The sequence below is a fragment of the Prevotella sp. HUN102 genome (assembly GCF_000688375.1).
GTDB lineage: Bacteria > Bacteroidota > Bacteroidia > Bacteroidales > Bacteroidaceae > Prevotella.
In genome coordinates this window covers 611,753-629,940 of the sequence record NZ_JIAF01000001.1, presented here as the reverse complement: position 1 = coordinate 629,940, position 18,188 = coordinate 611,753, and the positions used below count along the sequence as shown (strand labels likewise).

The 18,188-nt window shown below is 47.0% G+C and carries 17 protein-coding genes, 2 tRNA genes and 1 pseudogene; 12 read left to right on the top strand and 8 right to left on the bottom strand.

What is annotated here, in order from left to right; all coding sequences use genetic code 11:
* Nucleotides 1–11: 11 nt before the first annotated feature.
* From P150_RS0102830 to nqrF, 5 genes are read left to right on the top strand one after another with little or no spacing between them, the layout of a single operon-like run.
* Nucleotides 12–1,166 (top strand): NADH:ubiquinone reductase (Na(+)-transporting) subunit B, encoded by a 1,155-nt coding sequence (locus P150_RS0102830; protein ID WP_028896402.1) that lies wholly within the window; start codon nt 12–14, stop codon nt 1,164–1,166.
* A gap of 16 nt (nt 1,167–1,182) precedes the next feature.
* A complete protein-coding gene (gene nqrC, locus P150_RS0102825; RefSeq protein WP_028896401.1) occupies nt 1,183–1,893 on the top strand; it encodes an NADH:ubiquinone reductase (Na(+)-transporting) subunit C in 711 nt (236 codons plus the stop codon).
* A 36-nt stretch (nt 1,894–1,929) separates the two neighbouring features.
* Entirely contained in the window at nt 1,930–2,559 is a 630-nt protein-coding gene (locus tag P150_RS0102820; RefSeq protein WP_028896400.1) for an NADH:ubiquinone reductase (Na(+)-transporting) subunit D, read from the top strand.
* 2 nt (nt 2,560–2,561) lie between these two features.
* The gene (gene nqrE, locus P150_RS0102815; protein WP_028896399.1) at nt 2,562–3,188 is read left to right on the top strand and encodes an NADH:ubiquinone reductase (Na(+)-transporting) subunit E; all 627 of its coding nucleotides are present in this window, start codon (nt 2,562–2,564) and stop codon (nt 3,186–3,188) included.
* Nucleotides 3,189–3,194: 6 nt separating this feature from the next.
* Nucleotides 3,195–4,466 (top strand): NADH:ubiquinone reductase (Na(+)-transporting) subunit F, encoded by a 1,272-nt coding sequence (nqrF, locus tag P150_RS0102810; protein ID WP_028896398.1) that lies wholly within the window; start codon nt 3,195–3,197, stop codon nt 4,464–4,466.
* A 216-nt stretch (nt 4,467–4,682) separates the two neighbouring features.
* Here the strand turns inward: nqrF and P150_RS0102805 are convergent, their stop codons facing one another.
* The 8 genes and pseudogenes from P150_RS0102805 to P150_RS0102770 form a co-directional block, all read right to left on the bottom strand.
* Complete coding sequence (locus P150_RS0102805; RefSeq protein WP_028896397.1) at nt 4,683–5,291, bottom strand: hypothetical protein; 609 nt, start codon at nt 5,289–5,291, stop codon at nt 4,683–4,685.
* Between the two features lie 240 nt (nt 5,292–5,531).
* Complete coding sequence (locus tag P150_RS17375) at nt 5,532–5,702, bottom strand: hypothetical protein (protein ID WP_155952896.1); 171 nt, start codon at nt 5,700–5,702, stop codon at nt 5,532–5,534.
* A 174-nt stretch (nt 5,703–5,876) separates the two neighbouring features.
* Nucleotides 5,877–7,178 (bottom strand): NCS2 family permease, encoded by a 1,302-nt coding sequence (locus P150_RS0102795; protein ID WP_028896396.1) that lies wholly within the window; start codon nt 7,176–7,178, stop codon nt 5,877–5,879.
* 42 nt (nt 7,179–7,220) lie between these two features.
* Nucleotides 7,221–7,994, bottom strand: a pseudogene (nudC, locus tag P150_RS0102790) (NAD(+) diphosphatase); the annotation flags it as partial.
* A gap of 51 nt (nt 7,995–8,045) precedes the next feature.
* Nucleotides 8,046–9,803, bottom strand: coding sequence for a bifunctional UDP-sugar hydrolase/5'-nucleotidase (locus P150_RS0102785; RefSeq protein WP_028896394.1), 1,758 nt, complete (start codon nt 9,801–9,803; stop codon nt 8,046–8,048).
* Nucleotides 9,804–9,921: 118 nt separating this feature from the next.
* Entirely contained in the window at nt 9,922–11,172 is a 1,251-nt protein-coding gene (locus P150_RS0102780) for a DUF5103 domain-containing protein (RefSeq protein WP_028896393.1), read from the bottom strand.
* Nucleotides 11,173–11,177: 5 nt separating this feature from the next.
* Nucleotides 11,178–11,615 (bottom strand): hypothetical protein, encoded by a 438-nt coding sequence (locus P150_RS0102775; RefSeq protein ID WP_028896392.1) that lies wholly within the window; start codon nt 11,613–11,615, stop codon nt 11,178–11,180.
* A gap of 522 nt (nt 11,616–12,137) precedes the next feature.
* Nucleotides 12,138–13,862: a glycoside hydrolase family 10 protein gene (locus P150_RS0102770; protein WP_051617474.1), complete on the bottom strand. Its 1,725-nt coding sequence runs from the start codon at nt 13,860–13,862 to the stop codon at nt 12,138–12,140.
* A 229-nt stretch (nt 13,863–14,091) separates the two neighbouring features.
* Between P150_RS0102770 and P150_RS0102765 the strand changes: the two genes are divergently transcribed.
* The 7 genes from P150_RS0102765 (at nt 14,092) to P150_RS0102735 (ending at nt 17,674) form a co-directional block, all read left to right on the top strand.
* Complete coding sequence (locus tag P150_RS0102765) at nt 14,092–14,586, top strand: outer membrane beta-barrel protein (RefSeq protein ID WP_028896390.1); 495 nt, start codon at nt 14,092–14,094, stop codon at nt 14,584–14,586.
* 16 nt (nt 14,587–14,602) lie between these two features.
* The gene (gene recR, locus P150_RS0102760) at nt 14,603–15,211 is read left to right on the top strand and encodes a recombination mediator RecR (RefSeq protein ID WP_028896389.1); all 609 of its coding nucleotides are present in this window, start codon (nt 14,603–14,605) and stop codon (nt 15,209–15,211) included.
* A 12-nt stretch (nt 15,212–15,223) separates the two neighbouring features.
* A complete protein-coding gene (locus P150_RS0102755; protein WP_028896388.1) occupies nt 15,224–15,691 on the top strand; it encodes a hypothetical protein in 468 nt (155 codons plus the stop codon).
* A 10-nt stretch (nt 15,692–15,701) separates the two neighbouring features.
* Nucleotides 15,702–16,898 carry a glycosyltransferase family 2 protein gene (locus P150_RS0102750; protein WP_028896387.1) on the top strand — a complete coding sequence of 399 codons (1,197 nt, stop codon included), beginning with the start codon at nt 15,702–15,704 and terminating at the stop codon, nt 16,896–16,898.
* A complete protein-coding gene (locus tag P150_RS0102745) occupies nt 16,895–17,413 on the top strand; it encodes a GNAT family N-acetyltransferase (protein ID WP_028896386.1) in 519 nt (172 codons plus the stop codon). Before P150_RS0102750 ends, P150_RS0102745 begins: the two co-directional genes overlap by 4 nt.
* 87 nt (nt 17,414–17,500) lie before the next feature.
* A tRNA-Asp gene (locus tag P150_RS0102740) sits at nt 17,501–17,574 on the top strand.
* A gap of 26 nt (nt 17,575–17,600) precedes the next feature.
* Nucleotides 17,601–17,674: transfer RNA gene (locus tag P150_RS0102735), tRNA-Asp, on the top strand.
* Nucleotides 17,675–18,188: the final 514 nt, after the last annotated feature.

Below are 18,188 nucleotides of genomic sequence, written 5' to 3'. Positions count from 1 at the left end.
TTTATTATAATATGAGCTTAAGAAATTATCTTGATAAGCTGCGCCCGAATTTTGAAGAGGGTGGCAAATTGCACGCTTTCAAGAGTGTTTATGACGGCTTTGATACCTTTCTCTATGTTCCTCACGAAACATCGAAGAGTGGTTCGTCTATCCACGACGCAATTGATTCAAAGCGCATAATGAGTATTGTGGTAATCTCGCTGCTGCCGGCATTGCTGTTCGGTATGTATAATATTGGTTATCAGAATGCCGTTGCGGCAGGCAAGGTCGGCGAGGCAACGCATATCGGAATGTTCCTTTATGGTTTGCTGGTACTTCTGCCCAACATCCTTATTTCCTACATCGTGGGTCTGGGCATCGAGTTTGCGTGGGCACAATGGAAGAATGAGGAGATTCAGGAGGGATTCCTTGTGAGTGGTATCCTCATTCCGCTGATTATCCCGGTTACAACGCCGCTCTGGACGCTTGTGCTTGCCGTGGCCTTTGCCGTGATTATCGGCAAGGAAATCTTCGGAGGAACAGGTATGAACATCTTCAATGTGGCTTTGATAGCGCGTGCGTTTCTCTTCTTTGCCTATCCGAGCAAGATGACCGGCGACTCCATCTGGGTTTCCACGGATTCCATCTTCGGATTCGGATACACCGTTGCCGACGGAACGACGATGGCAACGCCGTTGGGACAGATTGCACAGGGAGCACCGGTAGACGCATCCCTGAACGATATGATAGTGGGTTTGATACCCGGCTCGGTGGGCGAAACCTCGGTTATCGCCATTGCACTCGGTGCCTTGATTCTCATCTGGACCAATATCGCAAGCTGGAAAACTATGCTGAGCGTGTTCCTCGGCGGCACATTGATGGCATATATCTTCCAGAGCACTGACGCAACACCGATTCAGTGGTACGAACATCTCGTGCTCGGTGGATTCTGCTTCGGTGCCGTGTTTATGGCTACCGACCCCGTTACGTCTGCACGTACCGAGACTGGCAAGTGGATCTACGGTTTCCTCATTGGTGCTTTGGCAGTCATTATCCGTGTGCTCAACCCCGGTTATCCTGAAGGAATGATGCTTGCCATCCTCTTCGGTAATATGTTTGCGCCGCTGATCGACTACTATGTGGTTCAGTCAAATATCAACAAGCGTGCTAAGCGTGCTAAAATATAATAAGGAGTAGATTAAGATGAAAACAAACAGTAATTCTTATACAATAATCTATTCGATTATTCTCGTTGTGGTGGTGGCTTTCCTCTTGGCATTCGTGTTTCAGGCATTGAAGCCGGCACAGGATATCAATGTGCAGCTCGACAAGCAGAAGCAGATTCTCTTTGCGCTGAATCAGGACAGGGATATGAGCAACGAAACGGCTTTGAAGCTCTGGAATGAAATCGTCGTAGCCGATGATATTCTCGATAAGGACGGAAATGTGGTTACTCCCGGCAAACAAGGCGGCTTGGACGCAGGTTTCAAGCTCAACAGCAAGGATGCAAAGGCAGGCGAACTGGCTCTGTTCCGTTGCAAGGTTGATGGAAAAGACAAGTACGTTATTCCCGTCTATGGCAATGGTCTCTGGGGACCTATCAGCGGATTCATCGCATTGAACGAGGACAAGGCTACTATTTTCGGCGTGTATTTCAATCACGAGGGCGAGACAGCCGGGCTTGGTGCTGAAATCAAAGACAATGCAGATTGGCAGGCAAAGTTCAAGGGCAAGAGCCTCTTCGGGGAAAAGAAAGACAACGTTGTACTCTCTGTTTTGAAGAAGGTTGAAGATTCTAAGACACAGGTGGACGGCGTAACCGGTGCCACGCTGACTTGCAATGGTGTTACCGATATGTTCCAGTCAGACAATGGTGGTCTTCAGGCTTACATAAAGTTCTTGCAGCAGAATTAATCTGTAAATATTTAATAATTTAAATAGAAAAAGACAATGGATTTATTCTCAAAACAAAATAAGGAGGTATTCACGAATCCTCTGAATCTGGACAACCCTATTATGGCACAGGTGCTGGGTATCTGCTCTGCCCTTGCCGTAACTTCGCAGTTGAAGCCTGCTATCGTGATGGGATTGTGCGTAACTATCATTACTGCATTCTCAAACGTGATTATTTCAGTTCTTCGCAATACCGTGCCAAACCGTATCCGTATCATCGTTCAGCTTGTGGTGGTTGCCGCCTTGGTAACGGTCGTGAGTCAGGTGCTGAAGGCGTTTGCCTACGATGTGAGCGTTCAGCTCTCCGTCTATATCGGTCTGATTATCACGAACTGTATCTTGATGGGACGCCTCGAAGCATTCGCTATGACCAATAAGCCGTGGCCGAGCTTGCTCGATGGCATTGGAAACGGCCTCGGCTACGCTGTCATTCTTGTGATAGTTGGCGGTATTCGTGAGTTCTTCGGAAGAGGTTCGCTGATGGGATTCAAGATTATTCCACAGAGTTTTTACGATGCCGGCTATATGGACAACGGTATGATGACGATGCCTGCAATGGCGTTGATTCTTCTCGGTATTGTTATTTGGGTGCATCGTGCATATTTCGTTAAAGAAGATAAGAAATAATTATGGAACATTTGATAAGTTTATTCTTCAGGTCCATCTTTGTGGACAATATGATATTCGCATTTTTCTTGGGAATGTGCTCTTATCTGGCTGTATCAAAGAACGTTAAGACCTCTATGGGTCTCGGTGTCGCCGTTACGTTCGTGCTGATAGTAACCGTTCCTATCAACTATCTGTTGCAGACCAAGGTGTTGGCTGACGGCTGTCTGGTGGAAGGTGTAGACCTTTCCTACCTGAGCTTCATCCTCTTCATCGCCGTTATTGCCGGTATCGTGCAGTTGGTTGAGATGGTGGTGGAGAAATATTCTCCGGCTCTTTATGGTGCTTTGGGTATTTTCCTGCCGTTGATTGCCGTGAACTGTGCCATTATGGGAGCTTCGCTCTTTATGCAGCAGCGCATCGGATTGGATCCGGCAAGCTCTCAGTACATCGGTTCAACATTGGACGCACTTGTCTATGGTCTCGGTTCGGGTATCGGATGGACGCTTGCGATCGTTTCTTTGGGTGCCATTCGCGAGCGTCTCGAGTATTCAGACGTGCCGAAACCATTGCAGGGATTGGGTATTACGTTTATTACCGTAGGCTTGATGGCTATGGCTATGATGTGTTTCTCGGGTCTTAAAATATAATAAGAAATGGATATATCTTTTATTTTATATAGTATTTGTATCTTCCTGATAACCATATTGCTTTTGGTTGTCATACTGCTTGTAGCCAAGAAATATCTCAGTCCAAGCGGCAAGGTAAAGATTACGATTAATGGCGACAAGGAAATGTCGGTGGAGCAGGGCAGCTCCATTATGGCAACGTTGAATGAAAACGGCGTATTTCTGCCTTCTGCCTGTGGTGGAAAGGCGAGCTGTGGACAGTGTAAGTGTCAGATTCTCGAAGGAGGTGGCGAAATTCTCGACTCCGAGCGTCCTCATTTCTCCCGTAAGGAAGTCAAGGAGGGGTGGCGTCTGGGATGTCAGGCTAAGGTGAAGGGCGACCTTTCACTGAAGATTGCCGACTCCGTGATGGGTGTCAAGGAATGGGAATGCACCGTTATTTCCAACAAGAACGTGTCAAGTTTCATCAAGGAATTCAAGGTTGCACTGCCTCCGGGCGAACACATGGACTTCGTTCCCGGCTCTTATGCGCAGATTAAAATTCCTAAGTACGACTGCATTGATTACGATAAGGACTTCGATAAGAACGACATAGGCGAGGATTATATCGGTCCGTGGGAGAAATTCAACATTCTTTCCCTGAAGGCTACCAATCCCGAAGACACGGTTCGCGCATACTCAATGGCGAACTACCCTGCCGAGGGCGACATCATCACGCTCACGGTGCGCATTGCCTCTACTCCGTTCCTGCCACGTCCGCAGGTAGGATTCCAGAATGTGCCGACTGGTATCGGTTCTTCCTATATCTTCAGCCTCAAACCGGGCGATAAGGTAATGATGAGTGGTCCTTACGGAGAGTTTGCTCCTAACTTCACTTCCGGTAAGGAAATGATATGGATTGGTGGTGGTGCCGGTATGGCTCCGTTGCGCAGTCAGATTATGCACATGTTGCGCACTCTGCACACGCGCGACCGTGAAATGCACTTCTTCTATGGTGCCCGTGCGTTGGGCGAGGCATTCTTCTTGGAAGACTTCTGGGAATTGGAGAAGGAATATCCTAACTTCCATTTCCACCTTTCTCTCGATATGCCCGATCCGAAGGCAGATGCAGCAGGCGTGAAGTATTACACCGGTTTTGCCGTAAACTGCATCCGCGATTCCTATCTGAAAGACCACGAGGCACCGGAAGACTGCGAATACTATCTCTGCGGCCCTCCAATGCTCATCAAGACCGTTACGGATTATCTCGACAGTCTTGGAGTTGAAAAGGATGCCATCCGTTTTGATGACTTCGGATAATGACGAATCAACTTTATACAACAAAAGGAATCTCCTGATGGAGATTCCTTTTGTCTTTTAATGAATAATTCTTATACTCCTTTTCTATCCTTGTTTCTCTGAGAAATTGGCGTATTGGATATTTGGCATTGGAAAGCTCCAGATGTCCAATAGGCCGTTTTTTAGGGTTATCTTGTAATTCTGAGTTCGGGATAATCTTGAACTCAGGCTTGTTATTTACTTGAAAATAACCTTCTTACCGTTTACGATATAGATGCCGTGCTGAGGATTGTCTACACGCTGACCGTTAAGATTATATACGATTTCGGGCTTTGATGAATCATTTGTACGCTCTATCTGATTGATTCCAGTAGCTACTTTCTTTTTTCCTGTGAAAATAGTTTTTGTTTCAATATATTGTTTACCTTCCTGTGTACGGAAAAGGATGTTTATAGATATCTCTTCCTTATTATCTATGTTAGACTGGTCAAATTGGTCTTTATAACTGATTACGCAAAGAGCACCTTTTGTGTTTTTTTCATAAATGAAAGCTTGCCCGATGCCAACGAAATAACTTTGATGGTCAGGCGAGATAGTTACGTCTGCAATAGTAATTTTATTAAATTCACTATTACCTAATTTGTATCCTTTCAAAGTCAGTTGATAATTGTCTCTATCTTGCTGTGCTACCAATTCAATGGTTGCGTTCTTCTTTACGCCGATTCCATTTGTGATCAGCTGAACTTCGCCCTGATATTCGCCAAGGAGCTTTTCTGTATCATCCTGCTGTGCAAATGCTGAAACACTCAAAATTGATAGCAACATCAAAAAATAAATCTTCTTCATTGTGGTGTGTGATTAATTAACTATTATTATTTGTGATTAATTTATTGGTGTGAAATTCGCCTATTTCTTACCAAAATTCATAATTTTGACTGCAAAGTTAATTCTTTTTGCTTGATTTTCTGTAAAATGGCAATTGTCTATAACATTCCTTAACTATCAAATGCAATCGGGAATAGGTTCTGATATATGATGAAAATGAATCGGAAATATAGGAAATCGGAGTTCACGGTAGGCTGAAATTTAGAGATTTTTCTCGTATTTTATCTCTGTTTCCTGAACGGAAATAGGCTCTCTGAACTTGTCAGGGCAGGCATCGTTGTAGGGTAATGGAAAGGTGGTTTTCAAATGACCGAAGATTGCGTTCCATTCTTCGCAAGAATGCAAAACAAATGTGCGAAGAATGCAATCCATTCTTCGCACGTTTGGAAAAGAAAGTGTCTTCAGTTGAATATCAGAAGATTACAAAGATATTACTTGGTAGGATAATAGCCTGCAATATATGCAATCGCTCGTTGCCGGATATGGTAAAGCTGATTCAGCCGATGAGCTGTTTTTATTCTTGAATCCGTTTGATTCGTGTTCCGACTATCCGAGCACGAAATTCAGGATGAAGAGAACGGAGAGGATGCAGAGCGTCCAGTTGAGGCTCTTCCATTGTCGGGTGCAGAGCTTCATAATCACATAGGCGAGGATTCCGAGGCAGATTCCGTCGGCAATGGAGTAGCAGAGCACCATTGTAATCATCGTGATGAAGGCGGGGAAGGCTTCGCTGATGTCCTGAAGATTGATTTTCTTGACGGAATCGATCATCAGAACGCCTACCATAACCAATGCGCCACTCGTGGCGGGACTGGGAATGAGCATAAAGATAGGGGAGAGGAGGAGCGAAACGAGGAAAAGGCAGCCCACGGTAAACGAAGTCAGACCGGATTTGCCGCCTTCTGCAATGCCGCTCGCACTTTCAACGTAGGTCGTGAGGGTTGAGCTGCCGAGCATTGCGCCGCAGGTTGTGCCGATGGCGTCGCTCATCATTGCCTCTCTGACACGTGGAATACTGCCGTCTTCTTTCACAATGCCGGTTTTCTCTGCCAGTCCCATCAGCGTTCCGATGGTGTCGAAGATGTTGATGATGAGCAGGGAGAACACCACGAGTGCCGTTTTGAGATTCAGCAGCCCCTCAAAGTTGAACTTGCAGAAGATGGGCGAGATGTCCTGTGGGGCTGAAACGGGAAGCCAGCCCGACTCGATTGTGGTTACTCCCATCGGAATGCCGAGCAGCGTGGTGCAGATAATGCTCCAGAAGAGCGCGCCTTTTACGTTTCTTGCCATCAGTATTCCACTAAGCAGAATGGCGAAAATGCCTAACAGACAGGTGTTTGTAAATTCTCCCAAGCCGATGAACGTGCCTTCTTTCTGCACGATGATGTCGGCATTCTTCAATCCGATGAAGGCTATGAACATACCGATTCCGGCAGAAATGGCATAGCGCAGATTCGTAGGAATGGAGTCCAGAATCATTTCGCGCACGTTGAAGAACGTGATGATGATGAATGTGATGCCTTCTATAAACATAATTGCGAGGGCGTGTTCCCACGAATAGCCCATTGAAAGGCAGAGCGTGTAGGCAAAGAAGGCGTTCAAGCCCATCGACGGAGCCTGTGCGAAGGGGAGTTTTGCCATAAATGCGAGCAGAAGCGTGGCAATGGCAGAAGCCAACGCCGTGGCGGTGAACAATGCTCCTTTGTCCATTCCCGTTGCAGAAAGGATAGCAGGGTTTACAGCCAGAATGTAACTCATAGTGAGGAATGTCGTGGCTCCGGCAATCATCTCGGTGCGATGATTCATTGTTTTAGGATCAAATCCTAAGGCTTTCTCTAAAAAGGTCATAATTAAGGTTATTTAAATACGAATCAATAAATATTTGTTTGTTTACTTCTTGTTGAGCCAATCGTCGATAAGCATACGGGCGATGGAGAGTTTTTCGGGTATTGTGGGCAGGTTTTCTTTCGTGAACCAACTTCCCTTCGTGAGTTCGCTTTTCTGCAAATGGATGTCGCCGCTTTCGTAATCGGCATTGAAGCCGACCATCATTCCGCAGGGATAGGGCCACGGCTGCGACCCGAAGTAGCGCAGGTTCTTGATTTTCAGCCCTGTCTCTTCCATCACTTCGCGGTGAACGGCCTCTTCTAAGGTTTCGCCCGTCTCAATAAAGCCTGCCACCAGTCCGTAGTGGTCGGTCTTGAAGTTGCGTGCCTGCACCAGAAGCACTTCTTCGCCTCTGTGTATGAGCACGATAACGGCAGTGGAAATCTGCGGCCAAATCTCCTTTCCGCAGTTTGTGCATTTCTTGGAAATCTCTGTTTCCAATTTCATCGGCGCGCCGCAGATGCCGCAGAACTGCGTGTTCTGGTTCCAATACAGCAGTTCGGCGCATTTGCCTGCCTTGAGATAGAACGCAGAGGAGAGTTTATAGTAGCTCTGTCGCAGGCCGCACATTTCCAGACGTTCGTTGTCTGTAACTGGTGCGTCGATGTTCACGGCTCTCACTTCCGTTCCGTCGTCCATCGGTGCAATGGTCAATACCTGCGACCAAGCCCGTAAACTCACCGGAGATTCCTCGGAAAGGGGAATCGTGTAGCCATCCTTTGTTTTCTCAAGCACCAAGTCCGACTTGCAGAATATAAACCAATAACACTTCATACGTCTATCTTTATATTTCCCGAACCGTTGTTTCCGGTTGGTTCGTGTTCTTTTTTATTCTCCGAAGAGCAGTTTCCGGTCGCGGGCAATGGCAGGTTCGGTCCATTCCGTGGGCACAAACCTCCAGTTGTTGTGAGGTTGGGGATTCAATTTTCCTGCTTTTGAAATCTCATCCATCAGATAGTGCCGTTGGTCAAGCTCGCTTCGCCATACGATTCTGCTCTGCAACGAATCTTTCGGTATGCCTGCTCCCTTCGTCATCAGCTCTCCTCCACCGTTTCCTCTGTAACTGTTTACTGCAACGTTGTACCATTTGTTTTCGTCGAATGGTTCGCCGTTCGTCATTTTCAGGATTTTCACTTTCCCACCTTCAGGTTTCGTTACGTCCACCTCGTAGTCTATGCCCATTGCCGAGTCGAAATTGAACGAGAAGTTCTTGAAGCCGAGCCTTTGTGCGTCGTTCTTTGTGTCGGACAATAAGAGGATATGGTCGTCTGGCGACTGCATCGTGTTCACCCAAAGGTTGTAGCTCATTTCCAGATAATTGTGTATTTCCTTTCCCGTCATTCGCATTACGTAGAGCTGATTTTCGTACTTATAGAGTTTGAACATCTCTGCAACGGTTATCGGTCCGGCTTTGATGGAAGAGTTGAACTGCAACGGCGCATTGAAGGAGATGTCTGCATTGGTAATCTTCATCTGCAATTCCTGAATCAGATCGTTGAATGCCGAGCTGCCGAAATAGCAGTCCTTGGAGTAGATGGTCTGCTCGAATGTGCCGATTTCTCTGTCTGCCCATTGCTTCACTTCGTTGATATCATCTTGGAAATGAGCCATAAACGCCTTGTCTATCTCCATTTTGCTCACGTCGATGAGCTTTCCTTCCTTCTTCACGATGCTGAATCGTTTTCCTTTCTTCGCCATCTTCCGTGGGTTTGCCTGCAAGGTAATCTCGGCAACAGCCACTTTCTGCGCATTGTTTGCAGGGTCGAGGCAGAGCACTTCCTTGCCGTCAGGATTCAGCACGGTGGTGTTTCTCGGCGTGTGGTCGTGTCCGAAGAATACAACATCGAAGCCCGAAACCTGCTCTGCCACCATCTTTGCTGCGTCTTCGGTGTATTCCGGTGTACGGATGCCGCCATCCCAACCCGAATGGAACAGCCCGACTATCACGTCTGGATGCTCCTTTTGTTTTACCTCTTCGATGGTCTTGCGTGCGCACGCCACCATTTCCTCAAACCTCAGACCACTCCACAGCCGTTCTTCCAGCCAGTTCGGGATGGCAGGCGTCAGCATTCCGATTACGGTTACCTTCACTCCGTTTCCCTTTATTATATTATAATAAGGTAAGAGATAGGGCTTGTTGGTCTTGGTGTCGATGATGTTTGCCCCCAACATCGGGCAGTCGAGTTCTTTAATCCATTTGTCGTACACGCTGTGCCCCGTTTCCACATCGTGGTTTCCCACCGTAGAAACGTCGTACTTCATATAGTTGAGCACGCTCGCCGCTATGTTTTTCTTTTCCGGCTTTACATAGTTGTAGTAATAGGATATGGGCTGCCCTTGGAGAATGTCGCCATTATCCATCAGATATACGTTGTCCGGAGTCTTTTCCCTGCGCAGGTTGTTGATATACGTAGAAACCCTTGCCATTGAGCCGGGCATATTCTTTCTGTTGATGAAGTCGTATGGAAAGAACGAACCGTGAACATCAGTGGTTTCTACAAGCTGAATCGTTATTTCTTTCTTTTGTGCAAATCCGTCGGCACCTGACAATAGTATTGCCATAATAGCAAAGATAAATCTAATCATAAAAATATTATAACTATAATAAGCTACAAAATTACAAATAATAATGTAATTTCTGTCATTGAAAGTTCTAAAAATTGCTCGGAAAACTTGTGTTTCCAATCAAATCAGATTTGATTTTTTATCTCGGCAGAAACTTGACGGAACTGTATCCCACCAGTCTGTCCGTCCTGCCGCCTTGTTCCCGATAGTAGACCAATGCCTGATAGCTGTTCTCTGTCTGATAGAAACTGCCCTCGGAAGGCAGCGGCTGTATTTGTCCATACTGGTCGCGCAGCAGATACTGATAGCTGTAATAGCCCAGTTTCAGCGGTATCGTGAGCTGATAGAGCTTCGACGCCTCGTCATATTCCATCTTGTATTCCTCGGAGAAGCTGCCGTTGGTCCAATCGCCATTCACGAATATCTCTCCGTCTTTCATCCGTGGGAGGTCCAACTGGAAGTGAACGTGCATATAGTCGCTTTCGGAAGCATTCCTGACGTTGTCCGAATTGCGAATAACGAAGGCACCGTCGGCATCTTCGTCGTAGAGATAGTTGGGTCGGGGAGTGGCAATGAAAGGGTAGGCGTGGAACTCCCTGCCGTCCCAACTGATATGGTCGATGCCCATTGATGCCACGTCGGTAGAGAGAATCTCGAACTTCCGGTACTCATTGCCCGCCCAGAAGATATAATTCTGATTGTGGCTCCACTTCAGCCCGTCGCTCATCACGTACTGCGGCTTGGCATTCCACCGTGCGTTGTCCCATCTTCTGTTTTGCAGCACCACGGTCTTTATCTGCGTTTGAGGATTGGAAACGTTGTAGTTGCCGTAGTTCAGTTCCATTTCCACCTGCTGATGGGCGTTGTTGATGGTGGCATCCGTGTTTGTGGTTACGGAAAGCCCTACGCCCATAGCCTGAAATTTAGGTTCGGTTACCATAAAACAGGCACTCAGCACAGGCTGATTTTCATTGTCATATACCGTCAGTATGTAGTTCCCCGATATCTTCGGACTGCATTTCTCATTGGGAATGCTGATGCGATAGTGCGTGTAAATCGTGTTTGTGAGCGTGGACTCCTGAATATCGTCGATGGTGTTGTCTCTTGAAAAACCGAGCAGATAGTCGCTTTCAAAAAGCTGCGCCGACGGCGTCCAGTTGGCTTCGCAGTGCTCAATGGCGTAGGTGTAGCGATGGTATTCGTGCGTGATGTCGTCGAAATCGATGGTTACAGAGCCGTTGCCAAGTTCCATTACGGGCATCGAAAGCCAATCGCCGTTTGCAACCACCTGCAACGACTTAATATTGTCGCTGTAAATCTGGTGTTGCTGTGCGGAAACTACGTTGGCCAGTAGCAGCAGTAATGCAAGGACAAGGCTTTTTCTTGTCATCGGCGTTAGTCGATTAGGTGTTTCAGAAAGTCGTCCAGCTCTTCATCCAAGCCGGGAAGCAGCTCGTCGCTTATGATGATGGTGTCGTCGTCGGCAAGGTAGAGTTCGGCAATGTTCTCTCCCTCCTCGTCTTCCAAAACGAAGCTGTAAGGCTTCATAATGCCGAGATTGTCCACAACGTCCTTCAGCCGAATCATATCCTGACGAAGAAAGGCCGTAACAAGCTCGTTGAAGTTGTCGTTTTTGTTTTCAATCCATTCGTCCACAACGCAGCGGGTAATTTCCGTTCCGTCATCATCGAATGCCATTAGGTCGCCGCTGTCCTGCGAAACCCTCAGATGAATATCGGTCATAAGGTCCGTTTCTTCTGAATTAGGAAACTTCTGAGCCACTTTTCTTAGAAATCGCTCCACTTGCTGCTGTGTTTGTTCAATAACTTCCATAGTTTAAGAGTTTTGGAAAGAATGTGTAGACAAAGGTAAGAAAAGATTTTATTTATATGCAATCTTTTGACTGTTTTTTGCGCTTTGTCGGACACTTTCATTCCACAACCATTCTCTTTCTCCTGTGTGGAATGCAATTTAGAACAGATTTGCAATCCGATTTCGAGCCAAATTTACAAAAACGCAATAGATTCAGGCTGTCAAATACCGAAGGGAAAAGCCTGTGGTTCTGTAAAATAAGTGAGAAGCAAAAGCAAAAATAAACTTGGAGTTATCTCGAAGGTTGATAAGCTTTGCAACTGACCGAAGAATGCCTTGTAATCTTCGCAAAAATGCAATGCAAACGTGCGAAGATTGCACTGCATTCTTCGCACGTTTGGAAATCAACGTTTTACCCATTGATTTTCAGGTACTTATAGGATGTATTTCTTTGGGAGTATTATGTAGTCCGTCATCATCAGATGATGATAACAGACTGTATGTGTGATTTCTCATTTTGGGCGTTCATTCCTCCCTCACGCACTATCTTTTGATGATGAAATAGCCCAGGCGGTGGCTGATGTCCTTTTTCTTGGAGTGCCCGTAAACGGTGTAGACACCATTGGGGAGGAGAGAAATATCGACCTGCATTCGCTTTGCGACTGGATAGATGCGTCTGATGGTGTTGCCCGACAGGGATTTGATTTCAAAGTAGTCGATGTCTATGCGCTGTGCCTGCTTTGAAAGGTGGAGCGTTTTGCCGTCGTTCTCGATGAAATGGCTTTCAAATTCTTCGTAGCTCGCCTTGTACTCTTGCAGCGCAGAGCTTTCGTTGCCGAATCTGTCCATTGATGTAACGGCAAAATGCAGGTCGTGGTGTCCCTTTTCGGTAAAGGAAAGGCTGTTGCCGCTGAATCGGGCGAAGACAAGATTGCGTGAATCGCTGATGTCTACGGGGTAGTTGTAGCTTGCGTATATATTATAATAAGGAGAATTTCCCGACCACGAGAGCGAAACCCTGTTGTCGCTGCCGATGGTTTTCAGGTCGTTCAGCCGCTTGTCGTAGGTGGGCGTTGCGGGCTTTCGCTTTCCCATCCACGTCATTGCGGGAGGAAGGGCGAGGTTTGAATTGAATTCCTTCTCGAAGTTGTAGACCCCTTGGAGGTTCTCGGTAAGGAATCTGGAACAGAAATGGGCGTGCCCCATTCCGAGCGAACGGCTCACGTGCATCTGTCTTTTCAGTTCGCCGAGCGTCCAGTTGCCTTCACGAGGGTCGAGAAAGTAAGTGCCGAGACCGGTAACAACGTCCTTTCCGTCTGAATTTTCCATCCAGTCGGCGCAGAAGGGATAGTAGTTGTCGCCCCTGAAATACTGCATCGGGTAGAGTTGGTCCATATATCCTTTCTCGAGCCACAGTTGTGCGTCTTGCGATACACGCTCCCTTGCGTTGTAGTTCTTTGAGGAGTATCGGCTCAGGTCGGAATGCTTGCCGATTGGCGAACAGGAAATCTTTATCCACGGCTTGATGCTTTTCACTTTGTCGTGAATGGCTTTGACAATCTTTGTTATGTTGTATCTTCTGTCGTCGGGCGTATCTCCGTCTCTGTTGCTCGGCTTCGGCCATCCGTCCGGATATCGTATGTAGTCAAGATTGATGCCGTCTACATCGTAGTTTCGTGTGATTTCTCCGCAGATTTCGGCGAGATAGTCGGCTATCTTCGGGTCGGCAGGGTTCACGTAAGAGCCTGTTGAGTAGCTTCTTATGCTGAATCCTTTCTGTTTCAGCATTCTGCATCCCAATGATTTCGATGCGCCGACGGGTATGGCAGCTATCCACGCGTGGAGTTCCATACCTCTCTTGTGGCATTCATCGACTGCGAACTTCAAAGGGTCGTAGCCGAATCCGGGATTGCCGCCTTCCTGTCCGGTAATGCACTGGTCCCAAGGCTCGATGGACGAAGGATAGATGGTTGCGGCACGCACACGTGTCTGGAGCAGCACGGTGTTTATGTTGGCTGCTGCGTATTTATCGAGAATGTCGGTAAGTTCGCGCTTCTGCTGTTCTATGGTGTATTCTGATGTTGCGTGGGTCTTTGGCCAGTCGAGATTGGCAAGCGTGGTGAGCCATACTGCCCTTATCTCATTCTTCGGCGTGCCGTTTATATTGAATGGAACTGCGTTGTAGCCGTATTGGGCAAATGCGTTGAGAGCCAGACAGCTTATGATGGCTGCACAGAATATTTTCTTCATCGTTTTTTCTTTGTACATATATGTTTGACAGGCAGTTAGCCTGAGCGATTGCGTTACAAAGATAGGTAATAATTTTTGTAATCCAAATATTTGCACTACCTTTGTCTTGGATTATAAGATTAATTATAACATTTCAATCTGTCGTTTTGATTCGTTTCAAAATACTATTCAGCGTTTGTTTTCGTTATACTCTTATAAATAGAATACTTTATACGTGTTGGAATATTAACATCAAAAATTATAACGTATGACTAAGAAATTGGCAATGCTGGTAACAGCTTTAATGATGGTTCTGACTGCAAATGCGCAGTTTCAGGAGGGTAAAGGCTATGTGGGAGCGTCTCTTACGGGACTTGACCTGCACTATAACGGCCGCGACGGATTCAACTTCGGCTTGGAAGCAAAGGGTGGTTATTTCCTGTGGGACGACATAATGGTGCTCGGAATGCTGAGCGCAAACCATAACGGCTCGGAAGCTGTGGCCGACCACATTATGGCCGGTGCCGGCGCACGCTACTACATCACGCAGAACGGCTTGTATCTCGGCGCAAATGCCAAGTTCATCCACGCCAACCACAACTACAACGACGTTATGCCCGGCGCGGAAGTGGGCTACGCATTCTTCATCAACCGTTCGGTAACGGTAGAGCCGGCTGTCTACTACGACCATTCGTTCAACGATTCCGACTATTCCACCATCGGATTCAAGATAGGTGTGGGCGTTTATCTCTTCGACGATTAATACCGTTCGATAAAATATGCAGCAATATCCGTCGCAGTTGCTCGAAAAGGCAGTTGATGAACTCACGCGCTTGCCCGGAGTAGGCAGGAAAACGGCTCTCAGGTTTGCACTTCATATACTGAGAGACACGACCGACGACGTGGAGGCTTTCGTGGATTCCATTTCGCGGCTGCGCCACGACGTGAAGTATTGCAAGGTGTGTCATAACATTTCAGACACCGATGTGTGTTCCATCTGTTCCAACGAACGGCGCGATGCGTCGCTGATTTGTGTCGTGGAGAATATTCAGGACGTGCTTGCAATCGAGAACACCCAGCAGTTCAACGGGCTTTACCACGTCCTCGGGGGCATTATCTCGCCGATTGACGGGATTGGTCCCAATGATTTGGAGATCGATTCGTTGGTGGAACGCGTTAAGACTAATGACGTCCGGGAAGTGATATTGGCTCTGGCCAGCACGATGGAGGGCGACACCACTAATTTTTATATATCGCGCAAGCTCAAGGATACGCAGGTGAAACTGTCGGTTATTGCAAGAGGTATTTCCGTCGGCGACGAATTGGAGTACACCGATGAGATAACGCTGGGCAGAAGCATCCTCAACCGCACGACGCTTGACACTTGATGGCAAAAAAAAATGAATAAAAGTAGGAAAATACTTTTAGGAGAACTGGCAGCGGCAATCTTATTGACGCTGCTCATTGTGATAGCATTCGAATTCGGTTTGCTGATGCCCGGCAGCCTGTCGGGGCACGGTTCGCTCTATTATGTTCAGATGGCTATGCAGCTTACAACGCTCTTCGTGATTCCCACCGGGCTTTATCTGCTGCGCAACGGCATCGTGAAGAAATCCGTTGTGGGCGCACGGTCTGAGGGAATATATATCCTTTGGGCTTCGGTAAGGATGCTGATGCTCTGCGTTCCGTTGGTGCTGAACATTCTTTTCTATTATCTTTACGGTTCGGAAGTAGGATTCTTCTATCTTGCCGTGGTGCTTTTCCTTGCTCTCTATTTTGTATATCCTTCGGAAGACCGGTGCAAACGCGAAACTTCATTCGGAGAAAACGGGAGAACGGGTGCGGGTGATAACAACAAAACAGCTTGATCAAGGAGTTATGAAACTGAGTGTTATCATCGTAAGCTACAACGTAAAGTTCTTTCTCGAGCAGTGCATACTGAGCGTGAAGCGCGCAATAGAGGGCGTTGATGCCGAAATCATCGTCGTGGACAACCATTCCAAGGACGAATCCGTGGAACATATCCAACAGCGTTTTCCCGACGTTAGGTGCATTTCGTCGCTCCATAATCTCGGATTCTCGCGTGCCAACAATCTCGCCATCAGACAATGCAGGGGCGAATACGTGCTGCTGCTGAATCCCGATACGTTGGTGGCAGAATCAACCATTGTAAAGTCCCTGCAGTTTATGGATTCCCATCCCGAAGCCGGCGCATTGGGGCTGCGTATGCTGAACGCCGACGGGAGCAAGGCGATGGAAAGCCGGCGCGGACTTCCCTCTCCGAAGGTGGCTTTCTACAAGATGATAGGTCTGTGTAAGCATTTCCCCAATCATCCCAAGTTCGGACATTATTATATGGGCAACCTTTCGTGGGACGAGCCGGGACGCATAGAAGTAATCAGCGGAGCCTATTTTATGCTGCGCCGTTCGGCGTTGGACAAGGTGGGACTGCTCGACGAAGACTTCTTTATGTATGGCGAAGACGTGGATTTGAGTTACAGGATTCTTAAAGGAGGATACCAAAACTGGTATATCCCGGCTGCGATTCTGCATTACAAAGGCGAAAGCACCAAGAAGTCGAGCTTCCGATACGTACACGTTTTCTACGATGCGATGCTGATATTCTTCCGTAAGCATTACAGTGGTATGTCGCTTTTGCTCAGCATTCCTATCAAGTTGGCCATCTATCTGAAGGCGTTTGTCTCCCTGATGCAGATGCTTTACGACAAAACCAGCCGTTCCCTGGGATTCGTCAGAATATCCAGAGAGGCTTTTCCAAACTATGTTTTCATAGGCAGTCGGTCGGCAATAGACGATTGCAGACGGATTTCCGACAGGCGTGGACTGTCTTCCGAGTTCCTTATTGCCGACGACAGGCTGAAAGCGGCAGGCCACCGGACGCTCGAACACATCATAGCCCCCAAGCGGCTGAACTATATAGTGTATGATGCCGAAACATTCTCATACGAACAGATACTGGAGTTCTTCTCCCAGTCGCCCAAACACAACGTGCTGATAGGCACGTATAGTGCCCGAACGGGTTGCATCATTACACCAAAAGAAGTGCTGAGATGATGGACAACGACAATGTACAGGTGCGCCTCCGTGCGATGGAACCCGAGGATTTGGAGCTTCTTTATCAGATAGAAAACAATGATGAGGCGTGGAACGTCGGAGTTTCCAATGTTCCTTACAGCAAGTATGTGCTGAGAGACTACATTGCCTCGTCCCGTAACGACATCTACGAGGACGGACAGGTGCGGCTCCTGATAGACAATGCTGACGGAATCACGGTGGGAGTACTCGACTTAGTGAACTTCGACCCACGGAGTCAGCGTGCGGAACTGGGCATAATCATATTGAAGGCACACCGCGGCAAAGGCTACGGACAGTCGGCGATAACGAAAATACTGGACCATTCCCGCAAGGTGCTCCATCTGCGGCAGGTCTATGCCTATATCGACACAGACAATAAAGACTCCATAAGATGCCTTGCTTCGGTTGGTTTCAGGGAAACAGCCCAGTTGAAGGACTGGTTCTTTGTGCAGGGAGAATTTAAAGACGCAGTGGTTATGCAATTTTTTTTATAAAAAAAAGGTTCAGTTCTTTGTCAATATAAATAAAATTGCTATCTTTGCACTCGCTAAACAGAAATGGTAGCTTGCGACCATCATTTTGGTGCGTTAGTTCAGTTGGTTAGAATGCCTGCCTGTCACGCAGGAGGTCACGAGTTCGAGTCTCGTACGCACCGCAGTTATCATTCTTTATCAGCACCAAGGTGCGTTAGTTCAGTTGGTTAGAATGCCTGCCTGTCACGCAGGAGGTCACGAGTTCGAGTCTCGTACGCACCGCATTGAAGTGTATCAGCAATGATGCACTTTCTTGTTTATATACGGTTCAATGCGTATTGATAAGGAGCAGGCAGTCTCGGACGGAAGTTCTTTATTATTCTCCATACACCTTCTGCTTATCGGTTTCAGTTTCGTCCTCACTCTGTCAATCAATCCCTGAACACCTGCTTCGGAAATGCGATTTGCAAATGTGCGAAGATTGCATTCCATTTGTCCGAAGATTGCCCTGCATTCTTGCGAAGAATGAAATGCAATCTTCGCAAGAATGAAGAATGGTTTTAAATAATTGATTTCAGTTGTTTATAATTTTAATTGTAGTGTTGTGCTTATTAATTCGGAGCCACTTAGAAAAGAACACAGGAGCGTCCATTGATTCAAGGAGAATTGAATAGTAATAATTTGTTATCTACAAAAGGGATATGAAGAGCTGAAGTTGAAATGAAGATAATTGCTCATAGAAATGTGCGTATATTTGTTAGTTTGAGTTTTTAAAAATTATGGCAAATCAGAATTA

Coding starts and splice junctions, on each gene's coding strand:
- P150_RS0102775 (WP_028896392.1), bottom strand. CDS start 11,615: ATGGAAGTTATTGAACAAACACAGCAGCAAGTGGAGCGATTTCTAAGA.
- P150_RS0102805 (WP_028896397.1), bottom strand. CDS start 5,291: ATGAAGAAGATTTATTTTTTGATGTTGCTATCAATTTTGAGTGTTTCA.
- P150_RS0102785 (WP_028896394.1), bottom strand. CDS start 9,803: ATGATTAGATTTATCTTTGCTATTATGGCAATACTATTGTCAGGTGCC.
- P150_RS0102765 (WP_028896390.1), top strand. CDS start 14,092: ATGACTAAGAAATTGGCAATGCTGGTAACAGCTTTAATGATGGTTCTG.
- nqrF (WP_028896398.1), top strand. CDS start 3,195: ATGGATATATCTTTTATTTTATATAGTATTTGTATCTTCCTGATAACC.
- P150_RS0102750 (WP_028896387.1), top strand. CDS start 15,702: ATGAAACTGAGTGTTATCATCGTAAGCTACAACGTAAAGTTCTTTCTC.
- P150_RS0102745 (WP_028896386.1), top strand. CDS start 16,895: ATGATGGACAACGACAATGTACAGGTGCGCCTCCGTGCGATGGAACCC.
- P150_RS17375 (WP_155952896.1), bottom strand. CDS start 5,702: ATGGATTGCATTCTTCGCACATTTGTTTTGCATTCTTGCGAAGAATGG.
- P150_RS0102770 (WP_051617474.1), bottom strand. CDS start 13,862: ATGTACAAAGAAAAAACGATGAAGAAAATATTCTGTGCAGCCATCATA.
- nqrE (WP_028896399.1), top strand. CDS start 2,562: ATGGAACATTTGATAAGTTTATTCTTCAGGTCCATCTTTGTGGACAAT.
- P150_RS0102755 (WP_028896388.1), top strand. CDS start 15,224: ATGAATAAAAGTAGGAAAATACTTTTAGGAGAACTGGCAGCGGCAATC.
- P150_RS0102780 (WP_028896393.1), bottom strand. CDS start 11,172: ATGACAAGAAAAAGCCTTGTCCTTGCATTACTGCTGCTACTGGCCAAC.
- recR (WP_028896389.1), top strand. CDS start 14,603: ATGCAGCAATATCCGTCGCAGTTGCTCGAAAAGGCAGTTGATGAACTC.
- nqrC (WP_028896401.1), top strand. CDS start 1,183: ATGAAAACAAACAGTAATTCTTATACAATAATCTATTCGATTATTCTC.
- P150_RS0102830 (WP_028896402.1), top strand. CDS start 12: ATGAGCTTAAGAAATTATCTTGATAAGCTGCGCCCGAATTTTGAAGAG.
- P150_RS0102795 (WP_028896396.1), bottom strand. CDS start 7,178: ATGACCTTTTTAGAGAAAGCCTTAGGATTTGATCCTAAAACAATGAAT.
- P150_RS0102820 (WP_028896400.1), top strand. CDS start 1,930: ATGGATTTATTCTCAAAACAAAATAAGGAGGTATTCACGAATCCTCTG.